Source organism: Plantactinospora sp. CNZ321, from assembly GCF_004217235.1.
This window is the reverse complement of sequence record NZ_SHKQ01000001.1, coordinates 2,982,173-3,004,591: the sequence shown is the minus strand read 5'-3', so window position 1 is coordinate 3,004,591 and position 22,419 is coordinate 2,982,173. Positions and strand designations below refer to the sequence as shown.

Genomic DNA, 22,419 nt, shown 5'->3' with positions numbered 1-22,419 from the left:
GGCGCGGGCTTCCGCACCCGCGCCTGGCCGCACGCGGTGGTCGTGCCGGAGGACGCCGATATCGCGGCCGGTGCCGCTCAGCGGCGGGCCGGCGGGGCGGTGCTCTCCCGTACGACGAGATCGGTGGCCAGCTCGATCCGGTGCTGGTCCAGGGACTGGCCCGCCGCGAGATCGATGATCATCCGGGCGGCGGTCATTCCCATCTGCTCCAGCGGCTGGCGGATCGTCGTCATCGGCGGCCCGGACCAGCGGGTGAAGGGGAGGTCGTCGAAGCCGATGACGCTCAGCTCGTCCGGGATGCGCACTCCGACCCGCCGGGCCGCCTCGTAGACCCCGAGCGCCTGGAGGTCGTTGGCGGTGAAGATCGCGGTGGGCGGGTCGGGCAGCGACAGCAACTCCCGGCCGTCGGTCAGGCCACCCTCGACGTACAGGGTGCTGATCCGCACCAGGTCGGGATCCACCGGTACCCCGGCCGCGTCCATCGCCGCCCGGTAGCCGTCGAGCCGGGCCCGGCAGCACGGCCACTCCGGCGGCCCGCTCAACATCGCGATTCGGCGGTGCCCGAGATCCAGCAGGTGCCGGGTGGCGGCCAGCCCGCCGTTCCAGTTCGTCGCCCCGACCGACGGGGTCTGGTGCAGCGGCTCCCCGGTCGGATCCAGCACGACGAGCGGAATCGACCGGGTGGCCAACTGCGACTGCTGCGCGACGGTCAGCTCGGAGAAGACCGCGATCACGCCGATCGGCCGCCGGGTCAGGACCTGCTCGGTCCAGGCCCGGCCCGGAGTCAGCCGGCCCTGCATCTCGGTGAGTACGACGGCGAGGTCGTGCTCCCGGGCCACCTTCTCGACCCCTCGGATGATCTCCAGTGCCCACAGGCTCTCCAGGGCGTGGAAGACCAACTCCACGATCGCCACCGACGCCGACCCGCCCGGCCTGCGGTAACCGTGCTCCCGCAGGATCGCCTCGACCCGCTTCCGGGTCTCCAGCGCCACCCCCGTCTGCCCGTTGATGACCCGGGACACCGTCGGTGCGGAGACCCCGGCCAACCGGGCGATCTTGGCAACGGTGAGCACCCTGCCACGCCCGCTGCGGGCCGCCTGCGGATCGGTGCCGGTCACCGCCGCAGCCTACGCGAACATCGACGATCGACACCGTCCCGGTTCGGCGGCTCGGCCCGTCCCGCCAGCGCGTCAGCGGTCGGGCGCCGAGCCCAGCCGGTCGAACCAGTCCCGGGCCGCCGCCACCCCGCCGCCGTCGCCGTCGCCGCCGAGGGCCACCATCAGCGCGACCCGCGCCTTGCCGGCGGGCAGGCCCCGAGCCCCGATCACGCCGACCCGGGCGGCCAGCCCGGCCGGCGGCGGCAGGTCGGCCAGGTCGACCGTCCGGGTACGGCACCGGGAAGCGACCACCACCGGGACGTCCCAGTCGGTCAGCTCGGCGATCGCCGCGAACAGGCTCGCCGGGACGTTGCCCGGCCCGGTCCCCTCCAGTACGACGCCCCGGGCACCCGCGTCCACCACGGTGGTGAGCAGCCCGGATTCCATTCCCGGGTACGTCCTCAGCAGCGCCACGTCCGTCTCCGGTTCGCCGTGCGCCCCGGGCGGCCGGTGTGGCGCCGGGCCGACCAGCTCGACCCGCTTCCCGACGACCCGCCCGAGCGGCGCGAAGGGTGCCGAGGAGAAGGCCCGCACGGTGGTGGCGTCGACCATGCTCACCCAGCGGGCGGCGTGCAGTTCGTCGTCGACGCAGACCACGGCGCCGACCCCGCGCAGCAGCGGATCCGCCGCGGCGGCGATGGACGACGCCAGGTTGCGTGGGCCGTCGGTGGAGAGCTCGTCGAGCTGCCGCTGCGCGCCGGTGAAGACGATCGCGCCGCGTCGGGCGGCCGGGCCGGCCAGCAGGTCGGCGAGGTAGGCGGTCTCCTCCAGGGTGTCGGTGCCGTGGCTGACCACGACCCCGTCGAACCCGTCGGCCAGGATGGCGGCCCGGGCCCGGCGGGCCAGACCGAGCATCGTGCCCGGCGTGGTGTCCCAGCCCGGCTCGGCAAGGACGTCCTCGACCACCACCTCGGCGGCGAGCAGCTCCGGCGGAATCGTGCCGAGCAGCTCCGCACCGGACGCGACGCCCTCCCGTCCCCGGCTGGTCGAGTAGGCGATGGTGTCCTTCGTCGCGAGCAGCAGTATCCGGCTGGCCACGTCTGATCCCTTCGGTCCGGGCAGGTGCTACGGCAGGTCGGTCAGCAACGGAAGCGCCAGCACCAGCAGGAACGTCAGCATCGCGACGAGCGCCGGCACCATCCTGCGCATCTCGGCCACCGGATCACTCGGCGTCGGCATCGGTTCCGCCGACCCGCTTCTCCAGCCGTTCGAGCCGGGCGACGATCGGCTGGAGTTCCCGGCGTACCGCGGCGGCCAGCAGCGCGGCGACCTCGGGTGACGGTCCGACGGCGCCTGCCCGGTCCGGCGGCGGGGTCTGGGCCCGCAGGTGGACGTAGCCGGCCAGGGCCGCCGCCACCGCCCGGCGGGTCAGCCGCAGTTCGGCACCGAGTGACCGGAGCAGCTGCCCGCCCTCCCCGTCGGGCTCGGCGATCAGGCCCAGCAGCAGGTGCTCGCAGCCGACGTAGTTGTGGCCGAACGCGGTCGCCTCGGTGACGGCCAGCTCCAGGGCGTTCGCCGCCGGGCCGCTGAAGTGCAGGCTGTCGTCCGGATCGCCGCCCGGCTCGGTCGCCGGCCGACCGGCGAGGCCCTGGAACACCCGGTCCGGATCGATCTCCTCCGCCCGCAGCACGTGCAGGGCCAGGTTTGTTCCTTCGGCCAGGATCCCGGCGAGCAGGTGCCCGCTGCCGACCGCTGCGGAGCCGTCCTCCCGGGACCTGTCGACCGCGAGCAGCACCGCGGCGCGGGCCCGGGGGGTGAAGTTCGGCAGCCGGGTGGCCAGATCGGCGTCGTCGAGGTCGCCGAGGGCGGCCTCCCGGATCGCGGTCACCCGGCGCACCGCCTGTTCGAGCGCCCGCTGGCAGACCGCCGAGACCGGAATCCCGGCGACCCGCACCGCCTCGGCCAGCTCGTCCGGGAGGTAGACGTTGATCTTCGGCATCGCGGGGCTCCTCGGGTCGGCGTGGCGAACTGACCCGACTATAACCCCTATGGGGTTATCTGCTACCCCCGTTGCTCTCGCAGGTCGGCCTCGTCGTCGGCGACCGGCCCGCCCAGCTGCCCGGTCCGGTACGGGTCCAGCACCTCCAGCACCCGCCGACCCCAGCGCTCGTGCGCCGCCTGTCGGGTGACCCCCGCCGCCCGGGCGATCAGCTCCCAGGTCACCCCCCAGCGACGCAGGCCGACGACGCTGGCGAACGGGTCGACACCCGAGGCGAGGACGATCCGGAAGTGCAGCAACTGCGACGCGATCTCGCGCTGTCGCCCGGCCGTCCCCTCCTGCTCGGCCGCCCACTCCGGGCTGCCCGGCACCGGCCGGCCACCGATCAGTAGATCGGCCTGCCGGCTCGCCTCGTTGACGGCGGCATTGGCGGCGGCCACGGCGGCGGGAGCGACATCGACGGTCAGCGCGGCTTCCACGAATTGATCCATACCGTCAAGGTATCCTTGACACACGATTGTCGTCAAGCCTGTCTTGACGTATCGGGTGACGTTGCCCCCGGGCTGCACCGGCTGAGCTGACGCCTCTGCTACCGACCCCACCGCCGGCTGTGCCGACGGTCCGCTACCGGCGGGCGTGTCGGAGGGCGCCGACCAGGAAGGCGAGGGCGAGCAGCGCGAGTGCGCAGCCGGCCACCAGCAGCGGGCCCGGTCCGGCCGGACGGCCGTCGAGACGTACCGCGCCCATGAAGTCCAGCGCGGCGATGCCGTTGCACGCCGAATACCAGAGTGCGAGGTAGCCGACCTGGAAGAGCCGGTGGGTCCGGCTCACCACCCCCGCTGCGAGCGCGAGCGACGGGACGAAGAGCGCACCGGCGACACCGGCGGCCACGCCCGGCACGTCCTGCGCCAGCAGCATCCGGAGCAACGGGACCAGTCCGGTCATCCCGGCGAGGGCCACCCCGGCGATCCACTCGGCCAGCATCCGACGCCGCGGCCCCGGATAGGCGCCGAGCAGCCCGGTCAGGCCGTACTCGTGGCTCTGGGTGCCCAACCGGGACCAGAGCAACACCGGCCAGATCCAGGCCAGCGGCAGGACCGCCGCCGGTACGGCCGAAACCGGCACCACGGCACCGCCCACCGCGAGCAGTCCCACCCCCAGCCACCACCAGCGGGACGCGGAACGCGCCAGTACCCGCAACTCGCCCCTGAGCAACCGGCCCAGTCCGTCAACCGGGCGGCGCCCGGCGGGACGTACCGATGGAATGCCCGACCGGTCGACGGACCGTAACCAGGAGGGCGCGGCGTCGACGAACCGCGGACCTGCCGGCGTCGACGCGCCCGCGGAGCCGGACGGGAACGGCCCGGGGGCGGACGGGGACGGCCCAGAGCCGAACGGGGACGGCCCAGGGGCGGACGGGGACGGCCCAGGGGCGGACGGGGACGGCCCGGGGGCGGGCGGGGCGGAGGGCCGGCGCCGGCCGGTACGGGCCGGATCGAACCGGTTGAACCAGAGCGCCGGCAGTACCGCGATCCCGACCGCGACCAGGGCGAGCAGCATCCGCTGACCGACGAAGCCGGCATCCGGGGCGAGCCCGGACCACTCGAAGGTCCGCAGTGGAGAGTCGAGGTACATCAGGCCCAGGCTGAACTCGCCATCCGGTCGCAGCCCTGCGTCGACCAGTCCGTCCCGGACCGAAAGGGCCACCTCGGGCACGCCGAGTCCACCCAGTGGAGCGTCCGGCCCCTGTCCCACGATCGCCCCGACCAGCGCCAGGAAGAACCAGACGATGTTGCCGAATCCGGCCCGCAGCGGCCGGACGGTTTCGAAGAGCACCGCGACCGCGGCGGTCACCGCCAGCACCGGCAGGGCCAACAGGCCGAACGGCAGCAGCAACGCGACCGGATCAACCGCCCCGTCCTCGCCCCGGGCGATCTGCATCAGCACGGCCGTACCGGCCAGAACGCCGAGCATCGACCCCAGCACCAGCAGGTTGCTGAGGAACTTGCCGAGGAGGTAGCCGGGCCGGGACAGCGGGGTGGTGGCGAGCAGCTCCCCCACTCCGGTGCGCTGGTCCCGGACGAGCGCCCCACGGATCACGTAGAAGCCGGCGACGGTCAGCCAGAGTGCTCCGGCGAGCGCGGTCACGGTGCCCACATAGGCGCTGTTGTAGACCCCTCGGTACATCCCGGCGTTGACGACCACCCAGCGGCCGTCCAGGTCCGGCACCGCCAGGTAGCCCAGGCCGACCGCCGCGGCCAGCACCACCGCGTACGCCGGGCGGCGTGCCCGCTCCCGGAAGTCCGCGACGGCGATCGCGACCGGCGCGCGCAGGGCCGCGGCGCCAGCGCGAAGTGGAGTCGGTGCGGTGCGCGGTGCCCTGGTCCCGCTGGCGGTCATCGCGGCACCGACCACGGGACCGACCGGGCCGGCTGGTGGATCGCGTCCAGATAGACGTCCTCCAGGTCGGGTGGGACCCTGCTGGCAGCCGGGCCGGGCTGCCGCGTCGAGATCAGCCGGACCCGGACCCCGGCCGGAGTCCGGACGAGCCGGCTGACCAGATGTCCGGCCTGGAGCCGGGGTACGTCGGCCGGGTCGGCCAGCAGTTCCCACACCCGGCCCTCGGCAGACCGGAGCAGCTCTGCCGGGGTACCCCGGCGGCGGATCCGCCCCTGCGCGACGATGGCGATCTCCCCGGCCACCGACTCGACGTCCGAGACGATGTGCGTGGAGAGCACCACCACCCGGTCGGCCGCCAGCTCGCCGAGCAGGTTGCGGAACCGGAGCCGCTCCTCGGGGTCCAGCCCGGCGGTCGGCTCGTCCACCACCAGTACCCGAGGATCCGCCAGCAGGGTCTGCGCGATACCGACCCGGCGCAGCATCCCGCCGGAGAACCCGCCCAGCGGGCGCTTGCCGGCACCGGTCAGATTGACCAGCTCCAGCAGCTCGTCGATCCGGACCCGCGCGGTCCGCGCCGGCAGCCCCTTGGCCGCGGCGAGGCACCCCAGGAACTCCCGGGCGGTCAGGTGCGGATAGACCCCGAAATCCTGCGGAAGATAGCCGAGCACCCGGCGCAGCACGTCCGGCCGGGCCAGCACGTCGGCGCCGCCGAAGCGGAGCTGCCCGCTGGTCGGCCGGGTGACCGTGGCGGCGATCCGGATCAGCGAGGACTTGCCGGCCCCGTTCGGTCCGAGCAGGCCCAGCACCCCGGCGCCGAGCCGCAGCGTCACGCCGTCGACCGCCCGGTGACCGCCCCGGTAGACCTTCACGATGTCGCACAGTTCGAACACGTCCTCGTCCCCACTTCCCCGTCCGGACCCGGACCCGGCACGGGTCCGTCGCATCGACCCGTCGAGCAGACCACCGGGACGGGCTCGCCGGCACGGGCAGCAGGCACCGGATTCGGGGTGGGGCTGGGCATACCCGGTGACTACTGCCAGCCGCCTGGGCCGGCCCCGGTCTGCGCACTAGCGTGGTGACGTGTCGTCGAGCCCTCGTACGCTGCTGGAATCGGTGACCCGGCGCCGATTCCCGGTGACCCGCTGGCCGTGGCGGGCGCTGGCGTACCTGCTCAGCACCCCGCCGGTGGCGCTCGCCGCCGCCGTCCCACTCGGGCTGCTCGGCCTGCCCTGGCTCTACCTGCTGAGCCGGGGCGCCGGGATCACCGAACTTCCGCTCGGCACCGTGGCGCTGCTGCTCTCGCTCGGCGCGGTCCTGGTCGCCGGGCTCGGGCCGCTGGTCGCGCTGCCGCTGGCCGAGGTCGAGCGACTTCGGCTGCGCCTGGTCGACCCCCGGCCGGTCCGCTCCGGACACCGCCCTCCCCCGGTACCCGATCCGTGGTCCTGGCTGCGAACCCGGTACGCCGAGCCGGCCACCTGGCTGGCCCTGCTGCACGCCGTCCTGCTCGGTACGGTCGGGCTGCTGCTCTCGGCGACCGCTTCGGCGCTGCTGCTCCTGGTCGGGACGCTGATCGCCAGCCCGCTGCTGGTGCGGATCGACGACGGCCCGGTCACGATCGGGTGGGCCGAGGTCGAGACCGCCGGGCAGGCGGCGCCGCACGCGCTGCTCGGGGTGGTGCTGCTGGCCGTGTCGCCGTACCCGCTGGCGCTGCTGGCCGCCGGGCAGGGCGCGCTGACCCGGGCACTGCTCGGCGCCGGTACGCAGGAACGGCTGCGTACCGAACTGGTCGAGGTGGCCCGGTCCCGGGCCCGGTTGGTGGACGCCTTCGAGGCCGAGCGGCGCCGGATCGAACGCGACCTGCACGACGGGGCCCAGCAGCGGCTGGTCAGCCTCACCCTGCAACTCGGGTTGGCCCGGCTGGAGATCCCGCCCGGAACCCCCGGGGCGGCGGCGGTCGCCGACGCGCACGAGCAGGCCAAGCTCTTCATGACCGAGTTGCGGGAACTGATCCGGAACATCCACCCCAAGGTGCTCACCGATCGCGGCCTGCCGGCGGCGATACGCGACCTCGCCGATTCCTCGGCGGTCCGGGTGACCGTCGAGGTGGAGCTGCCGGGCCGGCTGCCGAACCCGGTGGAGGGGACGGCGTACTTCGTCGTCGCCGAGGCGCTGACCAACGTCGCCAAGCACAGCGGAGCGACGGCGGCGACCGTCTCACTGCGGCTGCGGGACGACCGGCTGACGGTCGAGGTCGCTGACGACGGCCGGGGCGGCGCCGATCCGGGGCTGGGCAGCGGGTTGACCGGGTTGGCCGACCGGGTGGCCGGAGTCGACGGAAGAATGCTGCTGTCCAGCCCGCCCGGCGGGCCGACCCTGTTGCGTGTGGAGTTGCCGTGCGGCCCGAACAACGAGACCTGATCCGGGTGGTCCTCGCCGAGGACGGCGTACTGCTCCGGGAGGGGCTGGCCGGGCTGCTCGGCCGGTTCGGCTTCGACGTGGTCGCCGCGGTCGGTGACGCGGAGGCGCTCGCCTCGGCGGTCGAGGCGTACGCCCCGGATCTGGTGCTGACCGACATCAGGATGCCGCCGGACTTCACCGACGAAGGGCTGCGGGCGGCGGTACGGCTGCGCCGCGCCCACCCGGGACTGACGGTGGTGGCGCTGAGCCAGTACGTCGAACAGAGCTACGCCGCCGACCTGCTCGACTCCGACGGCGGTCGCGGCGTCGGCTACCTGCTCAAGGACCGGGTGGTCGACGTGGCGGAGTTCGTCGGGGCACTCCGCCAGGTGGTGGCCGGTGGCACGGTCGTCGACCCGGAGGTGGTCCGCCAGCTGCTGCGCCGGCGGCGCGACCCGCTGGCCCGGCTCTCCGCCCGGGAGCGGGAGGTGCTGGCGCTGGTCGCCGAGGGACGCTCGAACGTGGCGATCGCCCGGCTGCTGGTGGTCTCGGAGGCGGCCGTCGGCAAGCACGTCGGCAACATCCTGGCCAAGCTCGACCTGCCGCCGACCGAGGACACCAACCGCCGGGTACTCGCGGTGCTGGCCTATCTGACCGGCCGAAGTTGACCCGTCGACGGCGATCGGTCAGACCTCGCCCGCCGTCGGGCCGCCGGGGTCAGCCGGCCCGGGCCGCGCGCCACCGTCGGGCCGTACCCTGCGGCCGGGGCTGCTCGCTCGCCGACCCGCGCGGTGCGGCGGCGACCGGGGACGGCAACCAGCGCCGGAGCGCAGCCGTCCGGCCGGCGGCGGCGAACGCCTCGTCGCGGAGGCTGCGGGCCGCCGCGGCGGCGACCTCGGCGTCCCGCCACGCGGTCCGCTCCCGCTCCTCCGCCGCCAGATAGGCGGCCCGCAGGCTGTCCCGGGCCACCCGACGCAACACGATCTCCTGCTCGGCCGGATGCCGTCGCGGGTCCCAGCCGTTCCGGTTGGCCAGCGCGTCGCTCAGTTGCAGCACCGTCAGCTCCTTCCGGGTGCAGGCCGCCATCACGGCGCGGTGCAGGAAGCGCTCGCGGTCGGCGTACTCGGCCGGGGTACGCGGGGTGCGGGGCTCGGGCAGTACGGCGGCGGCACCGACCCGCCGGGCTGCCGCGTCCGCCACCTCGTACGCCTGCCAGGCCGCCTCGACCGCCTCCTGCGCCGCCAGCCACTCGTCCCGACGCCGCTGGGCGGTCACGGCCGACCGCTCGGCGGCGACCGCCACCTCCTCGGCGTACCGGTGCAGCTCCGCCGCCCGGGCCGCCAGCCGTTCCCGGCGTCCCTCGGCGTCCTTGACCGCCACGTCGTAGCCGGCGTCGTCGGCCCGGCGGTCGGTCGGGTCGCCCTGTGGACGCACGACGAGCCAGATGCCCGCGGCCAGCACGAGCCCGAGCAGGACGAGCCAGAGGGTACTGGCCTGGGTCACCTCGATCAGGAAGTCGAACAGAACATTTTCCATGACGGCACCTCACGGGGTGGACGATGCGGACGAGGAGTCGGCGGGACCGGACCGGACGCGGTCGGGCGCGAGCGGTCCTCAGCCCAGCGGGGGTGCGCGCGGCCCGACCACCCGGGCGTACGCGTCACCGGCCGGCCACACCCCGGCCGCCGATCCGAGCGCCGGCCGAACCGGCTCTCTGCCCAACAGGCCGGCCCGGACCAGCACCGTCGGCACCGAGCCGGTCGGCACCGGTCGCTCGTCGGTCGCGGCGGCGCCCTCGACCGACGTCGAGGGTCGCTCATCCTCCACAGTCGAGTGCCCGACGCTGGGCGACTGTCCGACGCTGGACGACCCGGTGGCCGCAAAGGCCGGATCGGTAAGGCCGGACCGGGCTCCGGGGGCGCCGAGCAGCAGGCCCATCAACACCAGGGCGGTCACGAACCGCAGCGACCGGCACGCGATCCACCACACGGGGCGGACCAACGCGACGGAGAGCACGGAACCCAAATTACCTCGGGTCATCCGAAACCGCTCGGCGAGCCGGAGCGGTGCCGGTCACGCCGGAGGGGGTCCCGCTCACCGTCGTGCGCGGATCCGCGCGGTTACGCCGTCAGCGGAGTCGGCATTCCCGGCTGGCCCGACGGGGACGCCAGCGACCATGCTTGGCCCATGACGGAGCGGGGAATCGTGCTGTGGCTGCCGGGTGGCGGCTGGCGCGGCTGGTCGGACGAGGACGGCGCGGCGCTGGCCGGGCACGGGCTGGCGGTGGTGCAGGGCCGCTACCGGCTGAGCTCGGAAGCCAGGTGGCCGGCGCAGCTCGCCGACGTACGGGCGGCGGCGCGGGAGCCACTGGCCCGGGCCCGCGCGGCCGGGCTTCCGTTCCTGGTGGCCGGCGACTCGGCCGGCGGCCACCTGGCGCTGCACCTCGGGCTGCGCGGCGTCGCCGAGCCGGACGACGTGGACGGCGTACTCGCGTTATGGCCGCCGGTCGATCCGCTGGACGAGGAGTGGCCGCAGGCCCGCCGTGGTGACAACCCCTGGGCTGCGCTGCTGGGCCACCAGCCCACGGCCGGGGACCCGACGACGCGGGACGCGGTTCCGCTGCACCACGTCGGCAACCGGGTACCGGTGCTGCTGGCGCACGGTGTCGCGGACGACGCCGTACCGGTCGGCCAGACGATCGCGTTGACCTCGGCGCTGCTCCGGGCCGGTCATCCGGTGCACTCCCTGGTCACGCACGGCGGTCACGGCCTGCCGCTGCACCGGCCCGACGTCCGTGCCGTCGTCGCGGCCTTCCTCGACGCCCACCTGCCCGGCTGACCGCACTCGATATGCATGATCATCCTCCCCGTTCACCCGGCCTCGAACCTCGGGCGCACACCGTCGGGGCACTAGGTTGCTGCGCCAGCTAGCTGGCTGTGCTACCTTCTTCGCCGTGGATCAGGAGCGCCGTGGCCAGTGGTTACGCGGGGTGCTCGACCTGTGCGTTCTCGCCCTGCTGCACCGTCGGGAGTCCTACGGATACGAGTTGGCCCAGTCGCTCGACGCGAGCGGCATCGGCCCGATCCAGGGTGGCACCCTCTATCCGGTGCTGCTCCGGCTGCAACGGACCGGCCTGGTGAGCGCGCAGTGGCGGGAGGGCGACTCCGGCCCGGCCCGCAAGTACTACCGGATCACTCCGGCCGGCGCCGACACACTACGCCGGACCGCCGTCGACTGGGACGCCTTCGCCCGAGGGGTGGAGACGGTCCTGCGGGAGGTGCAGACACGGTGAACTCCGACGGATGGCTCCGGGCGCTCGCCGCTGAGCTGCACCGGCACGGCCTCGATCCGGACCTCGCCCGGCACGTGGTCGCCGAGTCCGCCACGCACCTGCGGGACAGCGGCGAGTCGCCGTTGCAGGTCTTCGGCCCGCCGTCGACGTACGCGTCGGCGGTCGCCGAAAGCGTCGGCGCACCGCGGCACACCGCCGGCGTCGGGACGGCCCGGGTGGACGCGCCGGCGCGGGCGCCGCAGACCGCCGGCCCGGTCCGGCTGGAGGTGCGCGACATCACCAAGCGCTACCGCCGGCGCCCGGTGCTGGCCGGCGTCGACCTGACGGTGCGGGCCGGTGAGATCGCCGCCGTGGTGGGGGCGAACGGCGCCGGCAAGAGCACCTTCCTGCGGATCTGCGCCGGCCTGCTCAGCCCGGACTCCGGCCGGGTCCGGGTGCACGGCACCCTCGGCTACTGTCCGCAGTCCGGCGGTACCGCCGACTTCCTCCATCCCGAGGAGCACTTCGTGCTGGTCGGGGCCGGACGCGGGCTGAACCGGGCGCAGTCCCGGGCCGCCGGTCGGGCGCATGCCGCCGCACTGGACTGGGAGCCCGCCGGCCGGACCCAGGCCCGGCACCTCTCCGGGGGTACCCGGCAGAAGCTCAACCTGGTGATGGCCGCGCTCGGCGAACCGGACGTGCTGCTGCTCGACGAGCCGTACCAGGGCTTCGACCGGGGCACCTATCTGGACTTCTGGCAGCAGCTCTGGCGGTGGCGCACGGACGGGCGGGCGATCGTCGTGGTGACCCACCTGCTCAACCAACTCGACCGGGTCGACACCGTGCTCGACCTGACCCCGGCCCGGGAGATGTCGGCATGACCAAGATCTGGACGGTGGCGGAGCTGGCGCTGCGCGAGGTGGTGCGCCGCCGGGGCGTGCTGCTGATCCTGCTGGTGTTTCCGCTGGCCTTCTACGCCAGTCGCCGGGACGATCACGCCGGCCAGTCGATCCGGTTCGTCTGTCTCGGACTGAGCTGGGCGCTCAGCACCGCCGCGCTCTTCGCCGGCAGTGCCGCCCGGGGCATCGAGCCCCGGCTGCGACTCTCCGGCTACCGGGCGCACCACCTGCATCTCGGCCGGCTGCTCGCGCTCTGGACGGTCGGCGCCGCGCTGTCGGTGCCGTACTTCCTGCTGGTCCGCTTCGACCAGGACGACGTCCGGTACGGCGCCATCGCGCTGATCATGGCGTTGACGGTGGCCACCGCCGTCCCGTTCGGGCTGGCACTGAGCGCGATCCTCCCCCGTGAGCTGGAGGGCACCCTGGTGCTGCTGATCGTGGTCGGGCTCCAGATGGTGCTGGATCCGGCCGACACCGCCGCCCGGGCGCTGCCGTTCTGGTTCAGCCGCGAGATCGGCACGTACGCGATCGACCACACCGACAGCGGTTACCTGGCCCGCGGCCTGGTGCACGGTGTCGTGCTGACCCTGACGCTGACCACGCTGGTGGCGACCGCCTCCGGCATCCGGCTGCGCCAGCGCCGGCACCTGAGCTTCGAATAGCCCTGGGCGGCCGGACCTCCAACGGCCGTCCGGGCGGCTCAGTCGGGTTTCAGCGGCACCCGGCCCCGACCGAACGCGTCGATCAGGCCCCACCGACCAGGAATGTCGATCAGCTCGATCCGGCCGAGCCGCTCCGGGATCGCCGGGTCGATCGTCAGGTGGTCCTGGTGCGGACGCAGGCCGAGCAGGGTACGGAGCAGCGCCAGCGGGGCGCCCGCCGACGAGCTGTGCGGGCTGCACGCCCGGGGGTACTGCACCGGATACCGGGTGAATCGCCGGTCGTAGCCGGCGAAGGCCTCCGGCATCCGGCCGTCGAAGTACTGGGACGCCTCGATCATCGTCACCGCCAGCCGGGCCGCCTCGTCGGCGAAGCCGTACCGGCGCAGCCCCAGGGCGATGAGGGAGTTGTCCGACGGCCAGATCGCGCCGGTGTGGTAGCCGACCGGGTTGTACCCGGCCTGGTCGTAGGCGAGCGTCCGGATGCCCCAGCCGGAGAAGAGCGGCCGGCTGAGCAGGTGGTCGGCCACCTGCGCGGCCCGGGACTCGTCCACGATGCCGCTCCAGAGCAGGTGCCCCATGTTGGAGGCGAGTGCGTCGACCTGGCCGCCCTCGGCGTCGAGCGCCAACGCGTAGTAGCCCCGGTCTGCGATCCAGAAGTCCCGGTTGAACCGGATGCGCAGGTCGGCCGCCTCCCGCTCCAACCGGTCCGCGTACGCCGGGTCGTTCCAGATCACGCGGGCCAGCCGGGCAGCCCGGACCTTCGCGTCGTACGCGTAGCCCTGTAGCTCGCAGGTGGCCCGGGGCCTGCCGGGCAGCCGGCCGTCGGCGTAGACGATGGCGTTCCAGGAGTCCTTCCAGCCCTGGTTCTCCAGCCCGCCGGGGCTGCGGCGCTCGTACCAGATGTAGCCGTCGTCCATCAGGTTGCCATACGTGTCGACCCAGTCCAGCGCCGACCGGGCCTCGTACTCCAGCAGCCGCACCGTCTCGGCATCCCCGGTCCACCGTTCGTACTCGTCGAGCAGGACCACAAACAGCGGTGTGCAGTCCGCCGCGCCGTAGTAGGTGGTGAACGGGCTGTCCTCGAAGCCGCCCGGCTCGCCGTACCGGACCTCGTGCAGGATCTTGCCCGGCTCCTCGTCCCGGAAGTCGTCCACCCGGCCGCCCTGGAGCAGCGCGAGCACCGACAGCGCGCTGCGGGCGATCTGCGGTAGGTACGGCAGCGACTGGTAGCCGGTGATCAGGCTGTGCCGGCCGAACAGCGACATGTACCAGGGCAGTCCGGCCGCCAGCAGCTTCCCCTGGCCGGTCAGCCCGGCGTACTGCAACGCGGCGAGGTCGGTCAGGCTGCGCCGGTAGGTGTGCGCCAGCATCCCGCAGTCACAGGTGAGCTTCGGGGCCCCGGCCATCCACTCCGCCAGCTCACGCTCCTTCTCCGGCCGCCTCTTCCGGTAGCCGCTCAGGTTCTCCCGGACGTCCCGGCCGCCGGCACCCCGGATGGTGCCGATCGCCCGGAGCGTCGTCGACCAGGCCTGGTCGGCGCCGAGTTCGATCTGGAAGGTCATGCCCCCGGGGTCGACCGCGGCCGGCAGGCTGCTGGTGACGATCGTCTCGGCGACGTGCCGGCCACGCTCGTGACGCAGCCGAAGCGCGCCCTCCTCGACGAACTTCTCCGACCGACCGGGCAGGGCCCGGGCCTCCCGGGCGTCGAACAGGTCCGCGAAGTCGCAGTCGATCTCCATCCGCAGCGTCAGCACCACCGCTTCGTCCCGGTGGTTGAGCACGGTCAACTCCTCCGACAGCCCATCGGCGAGCGTCCGGTGCCGGATCACCGAGGTCTTCGCGTCCACGTAGTGGGTCGGCTCGCCGGGCACCACGAAGAACCGGCACTCGTAGTACTGGAGGTCGTCGACGGAGAGTTCGTGCAGCCGCTCGCCGTCGACGGTCAGCGCCCACGTGGAGAGGAACCGGGTGTCCCAGGCGAAGAGCCCGGACGGCACGGTCGGGGACGAATCCACGTCACCGGCGGAGTCGCTGACCATGAACGTGTTGCCATCCAAGATGCTGACCAGCTCGTTCACGACCAGCTCTCCCCATTCCTTCCGGCCCGGCCGCCTGCGAACCGCTCCCGGATCCGCTCCCGGGGATCCCGGGTCCCCGGCGGCGAGGGGAAGGCGCGGCGGAACGTCAGCAGCAGCGGCAGGCTCCCCTGCACGGTCAGGTCGTTCCGGTTGTACGCGGCGAGCACCTGCGCCTCGCCGGTGGCGAGCTTGTCGAACAGATCCTTGTCGGTGGTGACCACGCAGTCCGCCTCCCGCCACTCGCGCGACACCAGCACGTTCCCGCGATTGATCGCGACGAACCAGTGATCGACCTCGTCGCCCCGGTCGATGTCGAACCGGAGTGTTCCCCGGGCCCTGGTCGGCAGCAGGCCCGGTCCGCTCTCCTCGATCCGGTTGAAGAACTCGACGGTCGGATCCGCCATCGGATGATGCCTCCTCCCCGATTCGTCCGGCATTCCGCACCCCTGCGGGTGCCGTGGCACCCCCGCACATCGACGGAGGCCGTGCCGCCCGGTCAATCCGTCAGGTTCGCCGTGTGCTCCGGGCGGCCCCGGCCGAAGGCGTCGATCAGGCCCCACCGCCCCGGGATGTCCAGCAGTTCCATCCGGCCCATCCGCTCCGGCAGGGCCGGGTCCACGACCAGGTGCTCGCCGTGCGGCTCAAGCCCCAGCAGGGTTCTGATCATCAGCATCGGCGTACCGGTCGACCAGGCCTGCGGGCTGCACGCTGTCGGGTACTGCACCGGATACTTCGTCAGCGCCCGGTCGTAGCCGGCGAACGCCTCCGGGAGCCGGCCGTCGAAGAACCGTGCCGCGTCGATCATCGCCTCGGCGATCCGGCCCGCCTCGCACCGGAAGCCGTACCGGCGCAGCCCCCAGGCGATCAGCGAGTTGTCGAACGGCCAGACCGTGCCGACGTGGTAGCCGATCGGGTTGTACCGGCCCTCCCCCTCGGCCAGGGTGCGCACACCCCAACCGGAGAAGAGCCGGGGCCCGAGCAGGTGCTCGGCCACCTTCGCGGCCCGGTCCTCGTCGACGATCCCGCTCCAGAGCAGGTGCCCCATGTTGGAGGAGAGGGCGTCCACCTGGCTGCCCTCGATGTCCAGGGCCAGCGCGTAGTACTCGCCGTCGGCGACCCAGAAGTCCCGGTTGAACCGCTGCTTCAGGTCCGCCGCCTCCCGCTCCAGCTGCTCGGCGTAGACCAGGTCCTTCCAGACCAGCCGGGCGAGGCGGGCGCCCCGAATCTTGGCGTCGTACGCGTAGCCCTGTAGCTCGCAGGTGGCCCGGGGAAACGCGGGCAACCGGCCGTCGGAGTACGAGATGCCGTCCCAGGAGTCCTTCCAGCACTGGTTCTCCAGGCCGTTGCGCAGGTTCCGCCGTTCGTACCAGACGTAGCCGTTGCCCATCAGGTCCCCGTACCGGTCGATCCAGTTCAGCGCCGCCCGGGCCTCGTACTCCAACGACTCGACCAGCTTGGTGTCCCCGGTCCACCGTTCGTACTCGTCGAGCAGGATCACGAAGAGCGGGGTCGAGTCGGCCGAGCCGTAGTAGGGCGAGTGTGGCTGCTCCTCGAACGCGGTCGACTCGCCGTACCGGACCTCGTGCAGGATCTTCCCCGGCTCCCGGTCCCGGAAGTCGTCCAGGCTCACCCCCTGGGTCATCGCCAGGTAGCGCAGCGCCGGCGGGGTGAGTTCCGGGGTGAACGGCAGGGTCTGCAGGCAGGTGATCAGGCCGTCCCGGCCGAACATCGTCATGAACCAGGGCAGGCCGGCGGCGGGCAGCGGGGCACCGGAGGTCAGCGGCACGTACCGGAGCGCGGCCAGGTCGACCAGGCTGCGCCGGTACGTCCCGGTCAGCGCATCGCTGTCGCTGCTGAGCTTCGGCGCCCGGTCCAGCCACCCTTGCAGGTCTTGCCGCAGTTCCTCGGGGGACCGGCTGCGGTGCCGCTGGATGCTGAGCCGGATGTCCCGGCCGCCGGCCCCCTCGACGTTGGCCTGCACACACAGTCGGGTATGCCATTGCTGGTGCGCTTCGATCCGCAGCGCGAAGGTCAGCCCGTCGGGGTCGAACTCGGCGGGTGCGCTCGAGGTGATGACCGTCTCGCGTCGGTAGGTCTCCCGGTGGTAGCAGAGTCGCAGCCGATCGTCCTCGACCAGCGCGATGGTCTCGCCGGCCTTCCCCTGCATATCCTTGATCTCGAACAGGTCGGCGAAGTCGCTCGCCACGTTCAACCGGACCGTCAGTTCGACCGCCTGGTCCTGGTGGTTGAGGACGGTCAGATCCTCGACGAAGCTGCCGCCGATCGTCCGGTGCCGGATGATCGACAGCTTGGCGTCCACGTAGTGCGTCGGCTCGCCCGGGACCAGGAAGAACTGCGACTCGAAGTACTGGAGGTCGTCGACGGAGAGCACGCTGAGCCGGTTTCCGTCGACGGTCAGCTCCCACTTCGACAGGAACCGGGTGTCGAACGAGAAGAACCCGGTGGGAAAGGTCGGCGAGGGGTCGATGTCGCCCCGGTTGTCGCTGACCACGAAGGTGTTGCCATCGAGGATGCTGACCAGTGGTTTCATCTCCGCTGCCCCCGCCGCCGCGCCCATTGGCGAGGTTCGTGCGCGCCGGGCGGTCCGGGCACCAGGTGCAGCAGGTAGCTGTACAGGAAGAGGTTTCCCTCCACGGTGACCCTGTTGCGCAGCAGCGCCGCGAACACGTTCGCCTCGCCCGCGGCGACCCGGTTGAAGAACTCCCGGTCGGTCCGGACCGTGCAGTCCGCCGGCCGGTCCGACTCGGTGGCGGAGACGCTGCCGGCGCTGAGCACCAGCAACCAGGTGTCGACGTCGATATCCGACTCGATCTCGAAGCGGATCGTTCCCCGGATCTCGCGCAGCAGCGGATCCGGCGGACGGTAGTTGAGTCCTTCGAAGAACTCGGTGGTCGGATCCATCGCCCTGCACCTCCCTCGCCTGTCCGTCACCGCCCTCCGGACCGTCCCCTGGGCGCGTCACCGTCTCCGGACCGTCCCCTGGGCGCCCGGGACCAACCGTCGGCGGACGCTGAGGGGATCAACCGACCGGGGAGACCTGGCCGCTGTCCGGCGGGCCCGGGGACGCCGTTGTCGCCCGGGCCCGTCGGGCAGGTCTCAGTTGTTCGGTTCGTCGGCGCTGATGTCGGCGAGCACGGACTGCGGCTCCCGCTCCACCGCGAGGTCGCCGAGGGAGACCAGTCCGATCAGCCGGCCGTCCTCGACCACCGGCAACCGTCGTACGCCGTACGTCCGCATCAGGTCCGCGGCGGCGACCGCGTCGTCGTACTGCGTCACGGTCACCACGTCCTGGGTAAGGATCTGGTTCAGCGTGGCGCTCGACGGGTTCAACCCTTCGGCAACCCCGCGTACCGTGATGTCGCGGTCGGTGACGATACCTACGACTTTGTCGTCGTTGGTCACGATCACGTCGCCGATGGCACTGTCCCGCATCTCCTGGGCGGCAGCGGTGAGCGTGTCGCCGCCGTCCATGGTCACCAGGCGGGTCGTCATGAACTCTCCGACGGTCGTCATCCTGCACCCCTCTCCATGTGGCCGATCCGGTCTACCCGGGCAGACCTCGACGTAACGCCGCAGGGAGGGAGTCGGCAGATTCGACCGCGCTCGACCGCTACCGCGGGCGCGACTCGCCGGCCACCAGCTCGGCGATCTGTACCGCGTTCAGCGCCGCACCCTTGCGCAGGTTGTCGCTGGCGCAGAAGAACGCCAGCCCGTGCGCGACGGTCTCGTCGGCCCGGAACCGGCCGACGTACGTCGGGTCCTGCCCGGCCGCCAGCAGCGGGGTCGGTACGTCCGCCAGCGCCACCCCGGGAGCCCCGGCCAGCAGCTCACGGGCCCGCTCCGGGCTAAGCGGCCGAGCGAACCTGGCGTTGACCTGCAGGGAGTGCCCGGTGAACACCGGCACCCGGACGCAGGTGCCGGAGACCCTCAGCTCGGGAATCTCCAGGATCTTGCGGCTCTCGTTGCGGAGCTTCTGCTCCTCGTCGGTCTCCGCCGACCCGTCGTCGACGATCGAGCCGGCCACCGGCAGCACGTTGAAGGCGATCGGCTCGGCGTACTGCCGGGGGGCCGGGAACTCGACGGCCCGGCCGTCGAAGGCGAGCGCGGTGGCGCCGTCGGCGACCTTGCGGACCTGCTCGTCCAGCTCGGCGACCCCGGCCAGGCCGGAGCCGGAGACCGCCTGGTAGGTCGTCACGACCAGGCTGACCAGTCCGGCCTCGGCGTGCAGCGGGCGCAGCACCGGCATCGCCGCCATCGTGGTGCAGTTGGGGTTGGCGATGATGCCCCGGGGGCGTACGGCGGCGGCGTGCGGGTTGACCTCGGCGACCACCAGGGGCACCTCGGGATCCATCCGCCAGGCCGAGGAGTTGTCGATCACCACGGCGCCGGCGGCGGCGACCCGGGCAGCGAGCGCCTTGCTCGTGCCCTTTCCGGCCGAGAAGAGCACGATGTCCAGTCCGGCGTAGTCGGCGGTCTCCGCGTCCTCGACGGTGACCTCACCGTCCCGCCAGGCCACGGTCCGCCCCGCCGACCGGGCCGAGGCGAACAGCCGCAGCTCGTCCACCGGAAACTGGCGTTCGGCGAGCACTCGCCGCATCACGCCACCGACCTGCCCGGTGGCCCCCACAATGCCGATCCTCATACCGGGAGGCTACCCAGCCGCTCGGGCGGCCCGGCAGGCCGATCAGCGCACCGCCCAGCATGCGGTCCGGTTTCGGGGGCCCCCGGTGCCGGACGACCGGACGCCGGAGCGTCAGCCGGTGGCGTCGCTCACCTCACCGAGCCCGCTGGCGACCAACTCGTCCCGGATCACCGCCGCGTCGCCCTCGATCACCAGGGTCAGCCCCTGCGGGTGCAGGTGCGTCGCGGCCGCCGCCGACACCGCCGGCTCGGCGGTCGACAGCAGCCGCTCGCGCAGGGTCGCGTGGTAATCGTCCGGCAGGTCGTGCACGACCAGCGTGGCGAGCGCGCTGGCGATGGCCCGGGGCGTCTGCAACTCCACCGAGAGCTGCCCGGCCCGCCAGGCCCGGGCGACGGCCAGCTCCGGCTCGGTCACCCCGGCGTCCCGGGTACGGGTGATCTCGCCCACCGCGTCCACCAGGGCCGGCGCGGTCACCGCGGTCTGCACCCCGGAGCTGACCACGAACCGACCGAACCGCCGCGAGTGGCCGAACTCGGCCCTGATCCCGTACGTGTAGCCGCGTACCTCCCGGATCAGGTGGTTCAGCCGGGAGGTGAAGGCACCGCCGAGCACCGTGGCGGCCAGCGCCATCGGGACGTAGTCGGGGTGGGCCCGGTGCGGTGCGGCGTGCCCGAGCCGCAGCGTGGACTGGACCGAACCGGGGCGGTCGACCAGGATGATCCGCCGCTCGTCGCGGACCGGCACGCCCAGCGGCGGTCCGGCCGGCTCCACCGCGCCGTCGGCACCGGCGAACGCGGCGGCGCCGAGCACGTCCAGGTCGATCCGGTCGAGGTCACCGACGACCAGCAGGGTGCCGAACCGGGTCAGCCAGGCGGCGTGGAACGACGTCACGTCGTCGACGGTGACGGCGGCGACCGAGTCGGGATCGCCGTCCATCGGGCGGCCGGGCCGCTGGTCGGCGCCGAACAGGTCGGCCCGGAGCGTGGCGTCGGCCCGTGGTCCCGGGTTCGCCCAGTACATCCGCAGCGCGGTGACCTCGTCGTCGCGTACCCGGGTGATGTCCGCAGGGTCGAGGCGCGGGCTACGGACCGCCTCGGCCAGCAGTTCCACCGCGGCCGGCAGCCGCTGCACCGGAACCTGCACGCTGACCTGGAAGGCGTCCCAGTCGGTGGCGATGGTCAGCTCGGTGCCGAGCCCCTCCAGCGCCAGCGCGTACGCCGTGGAGTCGCGCCGGGTCGTCCCCTCCTCCAGCGCCTTCGCGAGTACCCCGGAGAGCCCCTCCCGGCCCAGCGGCTCGCGCCCGGCGCCGCCGTCGAGCAGCAGCACCGCGACGGCGAGGTGGTGCCCCGGCAGGTGGGCGGCGACGACGCTGCCGCCGGCCACCGTCTGGCGGACCACCGTCGGGAAGGTGTACGGCCGGGCCGCCCCGGTCGGCGGCCGCTCCGTGATCAGAATGGGGCCCGGCTCGGTCATCACGCCTCTTCCTGGGTCTCCGGCAGATAGGTCAGGGTCGCCCGGTCCTCGGGCCGGAGCAACTCGGCGGCGAGCCCGCTGACCTGCTCCGTGGTGACCGAGAGCCAGCCCGGCAGCCGGTCGGCCGCCCGGGCCGGGTCGCCGAGCTGGGTGGCGTGCCGGCCGAGGATGTCGGCCCGGCCGTCCACGCTGGCGAGCTGCCGCCACCAGCCGGTGGTGAGCAGTGCCTTGGCCCGGTCGAGCTCGGCCTCGGTCACCCCGTCGGCCAGCCCGTCGAGCACCTCGACGAGTCCCGCCTCCAACTCGGGCCCGGTCACCCCGTCCCGGGCGGTGGCGGTGACGATCAGCGGTGCCGGCGCGTACGCCAGGTCGACGCCGAACGCGCCGACGCTGTCCGGCTGGGCGAGCCGGGCCCCGTCGGCGAGCCGCTGGTAGAGCCGACTGCCCCGCCCGCTGCCGAGCAGCGTCGCCAGCACGGTCACCGTGTCGTAGCCGGGGCCGCCGAACGGGTGGGTCCGGTGCGCCAGGTAGACCCTCGGCGCGGGCACGTCCGCGGTGACGGTCTCCCGGACCGGTGTCCCGGTGGCCGGCACCATCGTGCCGTCCGGGGCCGGCGGGATGTCGAACTGCGGGACGAGCCTGCCGAAGTAGCGCTCGGCCAGCGCGAAGACCTCGTCGGCCGAGGTGTCCCCGGCCACCGTGAGCACCGCGTTGTTCGGCGCGTAGTAGGTGGTGTGGAATGCCTGGAAGGTGGCCAGGTCGGCGGCGTTCAGGTCGGCCATCGAGCCGATCGTGGCGTGGTGGTACGGGTGCCCGGGCGGATAGAGCAGGGGCAGCAGGCGCAGCCAGGCGTCCCCGTACGGGACGTTCTCGTAGCGCTGCCGCCGCTCGTTCTTCACCACCTCGCGCTGGTTGTCCAGGGTCTCCTGGGTCAGGGCCGGCACCAGGCCGCCCATCCGGTCCGCCTCCAGCCAGAGCGCGAGCGCCAGGTGCTCCGACGGCAGCGTCTCGAAGTAGTTTGTCCGGTCCGGGTTGGTGGTCGCGTTCAGCGAGCCGCCGGAGCCCTGCACCAACTGCATGTGCTCGGTCTTGGCCACGTTGACCGAACCCTCGAACATCAGGTGTTCGAACAGGTGGGCGAAACCGGTCTGGCCGTCGGGTTCGTGCCGGGAGCCGACGTCGTACCAGAGGTTGACCGCGACTACGGGGGCGCTGCGATCCTCGCTGACCACCACGCGCAGGCCGTTGTCCAGCCGGGTGGTTTCGATCGGCCAGGGATAACCGGTCTCGGGCATGGTCACGACGCTATCCGATCGACCCGCCCCGACGTGGACAACCCCGCCGGGACGGGTCCCCGGCGGGGTCGGGACGCCGGCCACTGTGTCCGGTTCCGCTCCCGGCCGCACGGAGGCCGTGCAGGGGCCGTCCCGGGCGCCATCGTGCGGGGTTGCCTCGTAAGGGCCACGCACGGTGCACGGTG

22 protein-coding genes are annotated in these 22,419 nt (G+C 73.0%); 6 read left to right on the top strand and 16 right to left on the bottom strand.

What is annotated here, in order from left to right; genetic code table 11:
• Positions 1 to 77 precede the first annotated feature (77 nt).
• From EV371_RS13490 to EV371_RS13465, 6 genes are all read right to left on the bottom strand, one after another.
• On the bottom strand, positions 78 to 1,118 hold the full coding sequence (locus EV371_RS13490) for a substrate-binding domain-containing protein (RefSeq protein ID WP_130462352.1): 1,041 nt from the start codon (positions 1,116 to 1,118) through the stop codon (positions 78 to 80).
• 72 nt (positions 1,119 to 1,190) lie between these two features.
• Positions 1,191 to 2,195 (bottom strand): asparaginase domain-containing protein, encoded by a 1,005-nt coding sequence (locus EV371_RS13485; RefSeq protein WP_130462351.1) that lies wholly within the window; start codon positions 2,193 to 2,195, stop codon positions 1,191 to 1,193.
• Positions 2,196 to 2,319: 124 nt separating this feature from the next.
• A complete protein-coding gene (locus tag EV371_RS13480; RefSeq protein ID WP_130462350.1) occupies positions 2,320 to 3,096 on the bottom strand; it encodes a Clp protease N-terminal domain-containing protein in 777 nt (258 codons plus the stop codon).
• 62 nt (positions 3,097 to 3,158) lie between these two features.
• On the bottom strand, positions 3,159 to 3,587 hold the full coding sequence (locus tag EV371_RS13475) for a hypothetical protein (protein WP_130462349.1): 429 nt from the start codon (positions 3,585 to 3,587) through the stop codon (positions 3,159 to 3,161).
• Between the two features lie 133 nt (positions 3,588 to 3,720).
• The gene (locus tag EV371_RS13470) at positions 3,721 to 5,496 is read right to left on the bottom strand and encodes a hypothetical protein (RefSeq protein ID WP_349338206.1); all 1,776 of its coding nucleotides are present in this window, start codon (positions 5,494 to 5,496) and stop codon (positions 3,721 to 3,723) included.
• Positions 5,493 to 6,386 (bottom strand): ATP-binding cassette domain-containing protein, encoded by an 894-nt coding sequence (locus tag EV371_RS13465; protein ID WP_130462348.1) that lies wholly within the window; start codon positions 6,384 to 6,386, stop codon positions 5,493 to 5,495. The genes EV371_RS13470 and EV371_RS13465 overlap by 4 nt, the downstream gene beginning before the upstream one ends.
• A 190-nt stretch (positions 6,387 to 6,576) precedes the next feature.
• On the opposite strand from EV371_RS13465, the gene EV371_RS13460 reads away from it, so the two are divergent.
• Both EV371_RS13460 and EV371_RS13455 read left to right on the top strand, forming a co-directional pair.
• On the top strand, positions 6,577 to 7,914 hold the full coding sequence (locus tag EV371_RS13460) for a sensor domain-containing protein (RefSeq protein WP_130462347.1): 1,338 nt from the start codon (positions 6,577 to 6,579) through the stop codon (positions 7,912 to 7,914).
• The gene (locus EV371_RS13455) at positions 7,890 to 8,561 is read left to right on the top strand and encodes a response regulator transcription factor (RefSeq protein WP_130462346.1); all 672 of its coding nucleotides are present in this window, start codon (positions 7,890 to 7,892) and stop codon (positions 8,559 to 8,561) included. The genes EV371_RS13460 and EV371_RS13455 overlap by 25 nt, the downstream gene beginning before the upstream one ends.
• Positions 8,562 to 8,610: 49 nt before the next feature.
• Here EV371_RS13455 and EV371_RS13450 read toward each other — a convergent pair whose 3' ends face one another.
• Positions 8,611 to 9,429, bottom strand: a complete 819-nt coding sequence (locus EV371_RS13450) for a hypothetical protein (protein WP_130462345.1) — start codon at positions 9,427 to 9,429, stop codon at positions 8,611 to 8,613.
• Between the two features lie 78 nt (positions 9,430 to 9,507).
• Positions 9,508 to 9,933 (bottom strand): hypothetical protein, encoded by a 426-nt coding sequence (locus EV371_RS13445; RefSeq protein ID WP_130462344.1) that lies wholly within the window; start codon positions 9,931 to 9,933, stop codon positions 9,508 to 9,510.
• 147 nt (positions 9,934 to 10,080) lie between these two features.
• On the opposite strand from EV371_RS13445, the gene EV371_RS13440 reads away from it, so the two are divergent.
• The 4 genes from EV371_RS13440 to EV371_RS13425 all read left to right on the top strand — a co-directional run bounded on the left by EV371_RS13440 (position 10,081) and on the right by EV371_RS13425 (position 12,725).
• Positions 10,081 to 10,731, top strand: a complete 651-nt coding sequence (locus EV371_RS13440; RefSeq protein ID WP_130462343.1) for an alpha/beta hydrolase — start codon at positions 10,081 to 10,083, stop codon at positions 10,729 to 10,731.
• A gap of 115 nt (positions 10,732 to 10,846) precedes the next feature.
• A complete protein-coding gene (locus EV371_RS13435; protein ID WP_130462342.1) occupies positions 10,847 to 11,185 on the top strand; it encodes a PadR family transcriptional regulator in 339 nt (112 codons plus the stop codon).
• Complete coding sequence (locus EV371_RS13430; protein WP_130462341.1) at positions 11,182 to 12,045, top strand: ABC transporter ATP-binding protein; 864 nt, start codon at positions 11,182 to 11,184, stop codon at positions 12,043 to 12,045. The genes EV371_RS13435 and EV371_RS13430 overlap by 4 nt, the downstream gene beginning before the upstream one ends.
• The gene (locus tag EV371_RS13425) at positions 12,042 to 12,725 is read left to right on the top strand and encodes an ABC transporter permease (RefSeq protein ID WP_130462340.1); all 684 of its coding nucleotides are present in this window, start codon (positions 12,042 to 12,044) and stop codon (positions 12,723 to 12,725) included. Before EV371_RS13430 ends, EV371_RS13425 begins: the two co-directional genes overlap by 4 nt.
• A 38-nt stretch (positions 12,726 to 12,763) precedes the next feature.
• Here EV371_RS13425 and EV371_RS13420 read toward each other — a convergent pair whose 3' ends face one another.
• The 8 genes from EV371_RS13420 to EV371_RS13385 all read right to left on the bottom strand — a co-directional run bounded on the left by EV371_RS13420 (position 12,764) and on the right by EV371_RS13385 (position 22,234).
• Entirely contained in the window at positions 12,764 to 14,803 is a 2,040-nt protein-coding gene (locus EV371_RS13420; RefSeq protein ID WP_130462339.1) for a glycogen debranching N-terminal domain-containing protein, read from the bottom strand.
• Positions 14,800 to 15,207 (bottom strand): SCP2 sterol-binding domain-containing protein, encoded by a 408-nt coding sequence (locus EV371_RS13415; protein ID WP_165436678.1) that lies wholly within the window; start codon positions 15,205 to 15,207, stop codon positions 14,800 to 14,802. Before EV371_RS13415 ends, EV371_RS13420 begins: the two co-directional genes overlap by 4 nt.
• 92 nt (positions 15,208 to 15,299) lie before the next feature.
• Positions 15,300 to 17,354 carry a glycogen debranching N-terminal domain-containing protein gene (locus EV371_RS13410; RefSeq protein ID WP_130462337.1) on the bottom strand — a complete coding sequence of 685 codons (2,055 nt, stop codon included), beginning with the start codon at positions 17,352 to 17,354 and terminating at the stop codon, positions 15,300 to 15,302.
• A complete protein-coding gene (locus tag EV371_RS13405; protein WP_130462336.1) occupies positions 17,351 to 17,725 on the bottom strand; it encodes an SCP2 sterol-binding domain-containing protein in 375 nt (124 codons plus the stop codon). Before EV371_RS13405 ends, EV371_RS13410 begins: the two co-directional genes overlap by 4 nt.
• A gap of 195 nt (positions 17,726 to 17,920) precedes the next feature.
• Positions 17,921 to 18,337: a CBS domain-containing protein gene (locus EV371_RS13400; protein WP_130462335.1), complete on the bottom strand. Its 417-nt coding sequence runs from the start codon at positions 18,335 to 18,337 to the stop codon at positions 17,921 to 17,923.
• 97 nt (positions 18,338 to 18,434) lie between these two features.
• Complete coding sequence (locus tag EV371_RS13395; RefSeq protein ID WP_130462334.1) at positions 18,435 to 19,466, bottom strand: aspartate-semialdehyde dehydrogenase; 1,032 nt, start codon at positions 19,464 to 19,466, stop codon at positions 18,435 to 18,437.
• Positions 19,467 to 19,577: 111 nt separating this feature from the next.
• Positions 19,578 to 20,939, bottom strand: coding sequence for a M16 family metallopeptidase (locus tag EV371_RS13390; protein WP_130462333.1), 1,362 nt, complete (start codon positions 20,937 to 20,939; stop codon positions 19,578 to 19,580).
• Positions 20,939 to 22,234, bottom strand: coding sequence for an insulinase family protein (locus EV371_RS13385; protein ID WP_130462332.1), 1,296 nt, complete (start codon positions 22,232 to 22,234; stop codon positions 20,939 to 20,941). The genes EV371_RS13390 and EV371_RS13385 overlap by 1 nt, the downstream gene beginning before the upstream one ends.
• Between the last annotated feature and the right edge of the window lie 185 nt (positions 22,235 to 22,419).